General features: G+C 70.3%; 5 protein-coding genes. 3 read left to right on the top strand and 2 right to left on the bottom strand.

The window, feature by feature from the left end; genetic code table 11:
- From CF68_RS14390 to CF68_RS14380, 3 genes are all read left to right on the top strand, one after another.
- A partial coding sequence (locus CF68_RS14390) for a thioredoxin fold domain-containing protein (protein ID WP_035819852.1) occupies positions 1-419 on the top strand: 419 nt, incomplete at its 5' end.
- Positions 420-530: 111 nt separating this feature from the next.
- Positions 531-1067: a TlpA disulfide reductase family protein gene (locus CF68_RS14385; RefSeq protein WP_035819850.1), complete on the top strand. Its 537-nt coding sequence runs from the start codon at positions 531-533 to the stop codon at positions 1065-1067.
- A gap of 150 nt (positions 1068-1217) precedes the next feature.
- Entirely contained in the window at positions 1218-3317 is a 2100-nt protein-coding gene (locus CF68_RS14380; RefSeq protein WP_035819848.1) for an ATP-dependent helicase, read from the top strand.
- 9 nt (positions 3318-3326) lie between these two features.
- Here the strand turns inward: CF68_RS14380 and CF68_RS14375 are convergent, their stop codons facing one another.
- Together CF68_RS14375 and CF68_RS14370 are read right to left on the bottom strand one after the other, a co-directional pair.
- Positions 3327-4772: an aldehyde dehydrogenase family protein gene (locus CF68_RS14375; RefSeq protein ID WP_035819846.1), complete on the bottom strand. Its 1446-nt coding sequence runs from the start codon at positions 4770-4772 to the stop codon at positions 3327-3329.
- A 16-nt stretch (positions 4773-4788) separates the two neighbouring features.
- Complete coding sequence (locus CF68_RS14370; RefSeq protein ID WP_369798875.1) at positions 4789-6120, bottom strand: GMC family oxidoreductase; 1332 nt, start codon at positions 6118-6120, stop codon at positions 4789-4791.
- Positions 6121-6229: the final 109 nt, after the last annotated feature.

Here is a 6229-nt window from a genome sequence, read left to right as displayed (position 1 = left end):
TGCCCGCAGCCGCCGCCAGCCCCGCCCACCTGCCGCCGGCCACCGACCTGGGCGCCCACGGCACCGAGGCCGCGCGCCGCGGCGAGCCGCTGGTGGTGCTGGTGTCGATGCCGGGCTGCAGCTATTGCGATGCGGTGCGCCGCAACTACTTGGGCCCGCAGGCCGCCGCCGGCGAAATTGCCGTGCGCGAGCTCGACATGACCGCCGACACCCCGCTGCGCGATGCCGACGGCAACCTGACCACCGCGCGCGCGTGGGCCCGGGCGCACCAAGTGCGGGTGGCGCCCACGGTGCTGTTCCTGGACCGCCAGGGCCGCGCCGCCGCCGGCCCGCTGCGCGGCATGCAGCCGGATTTCTACGGCGCCTACCTGGAACAGGCGCTGGACCAGGCACGCGCCGCCATCGCCACCCGGCGCTGAACCGATTGGGGCGCTTGCGGCAGATTGCCGCAGCCCAGCCCCGCGCAGCGCGCGAACGCCCGCGGCATTAGAATGTCCCATTGCTGACCGAACCTGCCTGACCCGGATTCCATGACCACTGCTGCCCCTGCCACCAAAACCTCCCGCAAGCCCTGGCCCATCGTCGTGGCCGTGGTCGTGCTCGCGCTGCTGGGCTGGTTCGGCTACCGCGCACTGTCGCCGGCCAACGCGGCCCCGGCGGCCACCTTCACGCTGCTGTCGGGCGAGAAGGTCAGCACCGCCGACCTCAAGGGCAAGGTCTACATGATCAACTTCTGGGCCACCAGCTGCGCCACCTGCGTCAAGGAAATGCCGGACATGGTCCGCACCTATGAGCAGTTCAAGGGCAAGGGGCTGGAATTCGTCGCCGTGGCGATGAACTACGACCCGCCCATGTATGTGATGAACTACGCCAAGACGCGCGGCCTGCCGTTCAAGGTGGCCATGGATTCCGACGGCACCGCGGCCAGGGCCTTCGGCAATGTGCAGCTGACGCCGACCACCTTCGTGGTCGACAAGGACGGCCGCATCCTGAAGCGCTATGTGGGCGAGCCCGAGTGGGATGCGCTGCACAAGCTGCTGGATGGCGCGCTGGCAAAGTCTGCGTAACGCTGTCGCTGCCAACCGCTGTGAAAAGGTGCTCATCGAGCACCTTTTTTTGTTTTTACGCACGATCGCCAGGGCAGCAGGTTGCGCGACATCCCTGTATGGATATACAGTTGGCGCCAGCCTTTTCTGAGCCTTCCCCGAGCCCCGCCTGTGACTTTGGACCTAGCCCCCGCCGCCGACCTCGCGGCCCCTGAAGCCGATGACGTCCCCGCCTACCTGTCCCGGCTCAACCCGGAGCAGCGCGCCGCGGTGGAACACGGCAGCGACGCGCCGCTGCTGATCATCGCCGGCGCCGGCTCGGGCAAGACCAATACGCTGGCGCACCGGGTCGCGCACCTGGTGCTGGCCGGCGCCGATCCGCGCCGCATCCTGCTGCTGACGTTCTCGCGCCGCGCCGCGGCGGAGATGGGACGGCGCGTCGAGCGCATCGTCGACCAGGCACTCGGCACCCAGACCGGCGCGGGGCGCGCGGCGCTGCAGTGGTCCGGCACCTTCCACGCCATCGGCGCGCGCCTGCTGCGCGAATATGCCGAGACCCTGGGCCTGTCGCCCGCCTTCACCATCAGCGACCGCGGCGATGCCGCCGACCTGATGCACGTGGTGCGCCACGACCTGGGCCTGTCGGAGACCGCCAGCCGCTTCCCGAAGAAGGAAACCTGCCTGGCGATCTACTCGCGCGTGGTCAACACCCAGGCGCCGCTGGAAGACGTGCTCAAGCAGCAGTTCCCGCGCTACGCGATGTGGGCCGATGCGCTGCGCACCCTGTTCGCCGGCTATGTCGAGGCCAAGCAGAAGCAGCATGTGCTGGACTATGACGACCTGCTGCTGTACTGGGCGCAGGCCATGGCCGAGCCCACCATCGCGCAGGACATGGGCGCGCGCTTCGACCATGTGCTGGTCGACGAATACCAGGACACCAATGCGCTGCAGGCGTCGATCCTGCTGGCCATGCGGCCGGACGGCCGCGGCCTGACTGTGGTGGGCGACGACGCGCAGTCGATCTACGCTTTCCGCGGCGCCACCGTGCGCAATATCCTGGACTTCCCGGCGCAGTTCACGCCGGCCGCGCAGCAGGTCACGCTGTCGCAGAACTACCGCTCGACCCAACCGATCCTGCAGGCCGCCAACGCCGTGATCGGGCTGGCGGCCGAGCGCTATACCAAGGACCTGTGGTCCGAGCGCGCCTCTGCCGAAAAGCCCGGCGTGATCGTGGTCAACGATGAGGCCGACCAAGCCCGCTACGTGGTCGAGCAGGTGCTGGCGCGGCGCGAGGCAGGCCTGACGCTGATGGCACAGGCGGTGCTGTTCCGCGCCGCCGACCACAGCGCGCAGGTAGAGATCGAGCTGGCCCGGCGCAATATCCCGTTCGTGAAGTTCGGCGGGCTGAAATTCCTGGAATCGACCCACGTGAAGGACGTGCTGGCAGTGGTGCGCTGGCTGGAAAACCCGCGCGACCGCATGGCGGGCTTCCGCACGCTGCAGCTGCTGCCCGGCATCGGACCCAAGACCGCGGCGCGCGTGCTGGATGCACTGGCGCTGGCCACCGAGCCGCTGTTCTCATTGGAAGCATTCGAGCCGCCGCCGGCCGCAGCGCCCGCCTGGGCCGACCTGCTGGCGCTGGCGCGCGCGCTGATGGCGCCCACCTCGCCGTGGCCGTCGGAGTTCGAGCAAGTGCTGGCCTGGTACGCGCCACACCTGGAGCGCCTGCACGACGATGCCGCCGCGCGCCAGGCCGACCTGCAGCAGCTGGAGCGCATCGCCGCCACCTACGGCGCGCGCGAGCGCTTCCTGACCGAGCTGACGCTGGACCCGCCCAGCGCCTCCAGCGACGAATCCGGCGTGCCCTCGCGCGACGAGGACTACCTGATCCTGTCGACCATCCACTCGGCCAAGGGCCAGGAGTGGAAGGCGGTGTACGTGCTCAATGCGGTCGACGGCTGCATGCCGAGCGACCTGGCGACCGGCACCACCGAAGAGATCGAGGAAGAACGGCGGTTGCTCTATGTGGCGATGACGCGGGCCAAAGATCACCTGGACATCGTGGTGCCGCAGCGCTTCTACGTGCACCAGCAGGTGGGCTTCGGCGACCGGCATGTGTATGCGTCGCGCACGCGCTTCCTGCCGAATCGCGTGATGCCCAACTTCCACAGCCGTGCCTGGCCGCCGCCGCCGATGCCGGGCGAGGCGCCGGCAAGGCCGGCGCTGGCGCCGGTGGACCTGGCCAGCCGGATGCGCAATATGTGGCGCTGAGCCTGCGCGCTACCCCGGCGTCAGCGCGACGTGCTTGTATTCGACGAAGTCATCGATCGCGGCCACGCCGTTGAGCCGGCCCAGCCCCGACTGCTTGTAGCCGCCCTCCTCGAATTCGTCGTAGACCGACGCCCAGTCGTTGATCCACACGGTGCCCGCCTCGAGCGCGCGCGCCATGCGCAGCGCGCGGTCGACGTCGCGCGTCCACACGCTCGCGGCCAGCCCGTACTCGCTGTGGTTGGCCAGTGCCACCGCCTCGGCCTCGGTGTGGAAGACCTGCAGCGTCAGCACCGGGCCGAACACTTCCTTCTGCACGATCTCCATGTTCGGGTCGTCCACCTCCAGCAGCGTCGGCCGGTAGAACGCGCCGCGCGCAAGCGGGCCTTCGGTGACCGGCCCGCCGCGCACGAGCACGCGCGCGCCGTCGGCAATCGCCGCTTCCACCATGCCGTCCACGCGCGCCACGTTGGCCTTGTCGATCAGCGGCCCCATCTGGCTGGCCGCCTCGGCGGCCGGGCCCACGCGTACCGCGGCCAGCCGTTCGGCCAGCCGCTGGCGCAGCGCGTCCGCCACGCCGCTTTGCACCAGCAGGCGCGAGCCGGTCATGCAAAACTGCCCGGCGAATACCGTGAGCGCCTTCTCCAGCACCGGCAGCGCCGCGTCGAGGCTGGCATCGTCGAACACGATCATCGGGGTCTTGCCGCCCAGCTCGAGCCCGAACCGCTTCAGGTGGCGCGCGCCCGCGGCGCTGATGGCGCGGCCCGTGGCCGAGCTGCCGGTGAAGCTGATCACCGGCACGTGCGGCGACTCCACCAGCGCGCGCGAGCCTTCCGCGCCCGACTCGCTGAACAGGTTGACCACGCCGCGCGGCAATGACGGCGTGCGCGCCATGATGCGCGCCACCAGCGCATTGGTCAGCGCCGTCTGCCCCGGCATCTTGATCACTACGGTGCAGCCCGCCGCCAGTGCCGGCGCCAGCGAGCGCACCATCAGCACCACCGGCGAATTCCACGGCACGATGATGCCGGCCACGCCCATCGGCTCGCGCAGCACCAGCGACAGCCGCCCCGGCCGCGGCTCGGCGGCGCGGCCGTATTCGGTGAGCGCGAGCCCGGCGTAGTAGCGCAGCTTGGCCGGCACCATACCGACCTCGAAGGCGGCCTCGGCGCGCACCTTGCCGTTCTCGGCGCAGAGCATGTCGACCAGCGTGTCGGCATGGCGCTCGAAGGCATCGGCCAGTTCGTTGAGCACCCTGGCGCGCAAGGCGCGGTCGTGCCGCCACGCGCTCGCCTGCAGCGCGCGGGCGGCGGCGCCGATGGCCTGTTCGGCCTCGGCCCGGCCGGCGTCGGCGTAGCGGCCGATGACGGCGGAGGTAGCGGGGTCGATGGCGTCGCGGTACAGGCCGGAGTCCACCCATTCGCCGTCGATCCAGTTCAGTGCCGTGGTCATGGTCATGTCGTCGTCCTCCTGCTCAGGCGAAGCGGCTGGCGATACGCTCGGCCGCGGCAATGGTGGTGATATTGGTCGCCACCGAAGGCACATCGGGGAAGATCGAGGCATCGACCACGCGCAGGCCCTGTACGCCGCGCACATTGCCCTCCAGGTCGACCACCGCCGCCGGATCGCCGGCCAGGCCCATCGGCGCGGTCGAGGTGGGATGGTGGTAGGTGTCGAGCGTGGCGCCCACCGCCTGCAGCACGGCCTCGTCGCTGGTGGCCTGCGGGCCGGGGTTCAGCTCGGCATGGATCAGGTCCGCCAGCGGCGCGGTGCGGCCCAGGCTGCGCGCCAGCCTGATGCCTTCCAGCAGGCGCTCGCGGTCCTGCTGCATCGACAGGAAGTTCAGGTCGATCTTTGGCGCCACCGCCGGATCGCGGCTGGCCAGCCACAGGCGGCCGCGCGACTGCGGGCGCGTCAGCGCCACCGCCAGCACGAAGCCCACGCCGGTGGGGCTCTGGTCGTGCGGGAACAGGTGGGTGGCGGTGATATGGAGGTCCAGTTCGCCAGCCGTGGCGCCGGTGCTGCGGGTCCACACCTTGGCGCCGATCGCCGGCGACTGCGCGCCTATGCGGTCCGGCCGGGCCGCGTAGGCGTTGTAGAAGAACGGGTGGTCCACCAGGTTGCGCCCCACCGGCGCGTCCTTCACCACGGGGATGCCGAGTTCGCGCAGGTGGTCGAACGGACCCACGCCAGAGCGCAGCAGGATGGCGGCACTGCCGTAGCTGCCGGCCGACAGGATGACCTCGCCGGCATGGATCTGCTTGCCATTGGCCAGTTGCACGCCGATCGCGCGCCGGCCGGCGAACAGCACCTTGTCGACCAGCACGTCGGCGCGGATGGCCAGGTTCGGGCGGGCCCGCACCTCGTCGGTCAGGTAGGCCATGCCGGTGTTCACGCGCACATGGTCGACCACGTTCATCGGATACGGGCCGACGCCGTGCGCATCGGCGTCGTCGAAGTCGGAAATCGCGCGGAAGCCGTTAACCAGCGCCGCGTCGATAAAGGCGCGCTGCATCGGTGTGACGTCGGCACGGGTCAGCTGGCGCACCGGCAGCGGCCCGCTGCGGCCGTGCAGCGCGTCGCTGCCGCCGGTGCGGCGCTCCAGCTTGCGGAAGAAGGGCAGCATCTCGTCGTAGCTCCAGCCTTCCAGGTTCCAGCGCCGGAAGTCCTCCGGGCGCGCACGCAGCGCCACCGCGCCATTGACCGCCGAGCTGCCGCCCAGCACCTTGCCGCGCACCGCGCCGATTGGATGGTCGATGTAGCCGGGCTCGGACTTGTAGCCCCAGTCGAATGCAGCCGGCGCCACGCTGTCGCTGCTGGCGATCGCTTCGGGATAGCCGTGCGACGCATAGCTTGTGCCCGGCTTCGAGCAGCAGCACCTTGCGCTGGCGGTTCTCGCTCAGCCGCCGTGCCAT

Source organism: Cupriavidus sp. SK-4, assembly GCF_000611125.1.
Lineage (GTDB): Bacteria > Pseudomonadota > Gammaproteobacteria > Burkholderiales > Burkholderiaceae > Cupriavidus > Cupriavidus necator.
This window is presented reverse-complemented; position numbering and strand designations above follow the sequence as displayed.

Coding starts and splice junctions, on each gene's coding strand:
- CF68_RS14385 (WP_035819850.1), top strand. CDS start 531: ATGACCACTGCTGCCCCTGCCACCAAAACCTCCCGCAAGCCCTGGCCC.
- CF68_RS14375 (WP_035819846.1), bottom strand. CDS start 4,772: ATGACCATGACCACGGCACTGAACTGGATCGACGGCGAATGGGTGGAC.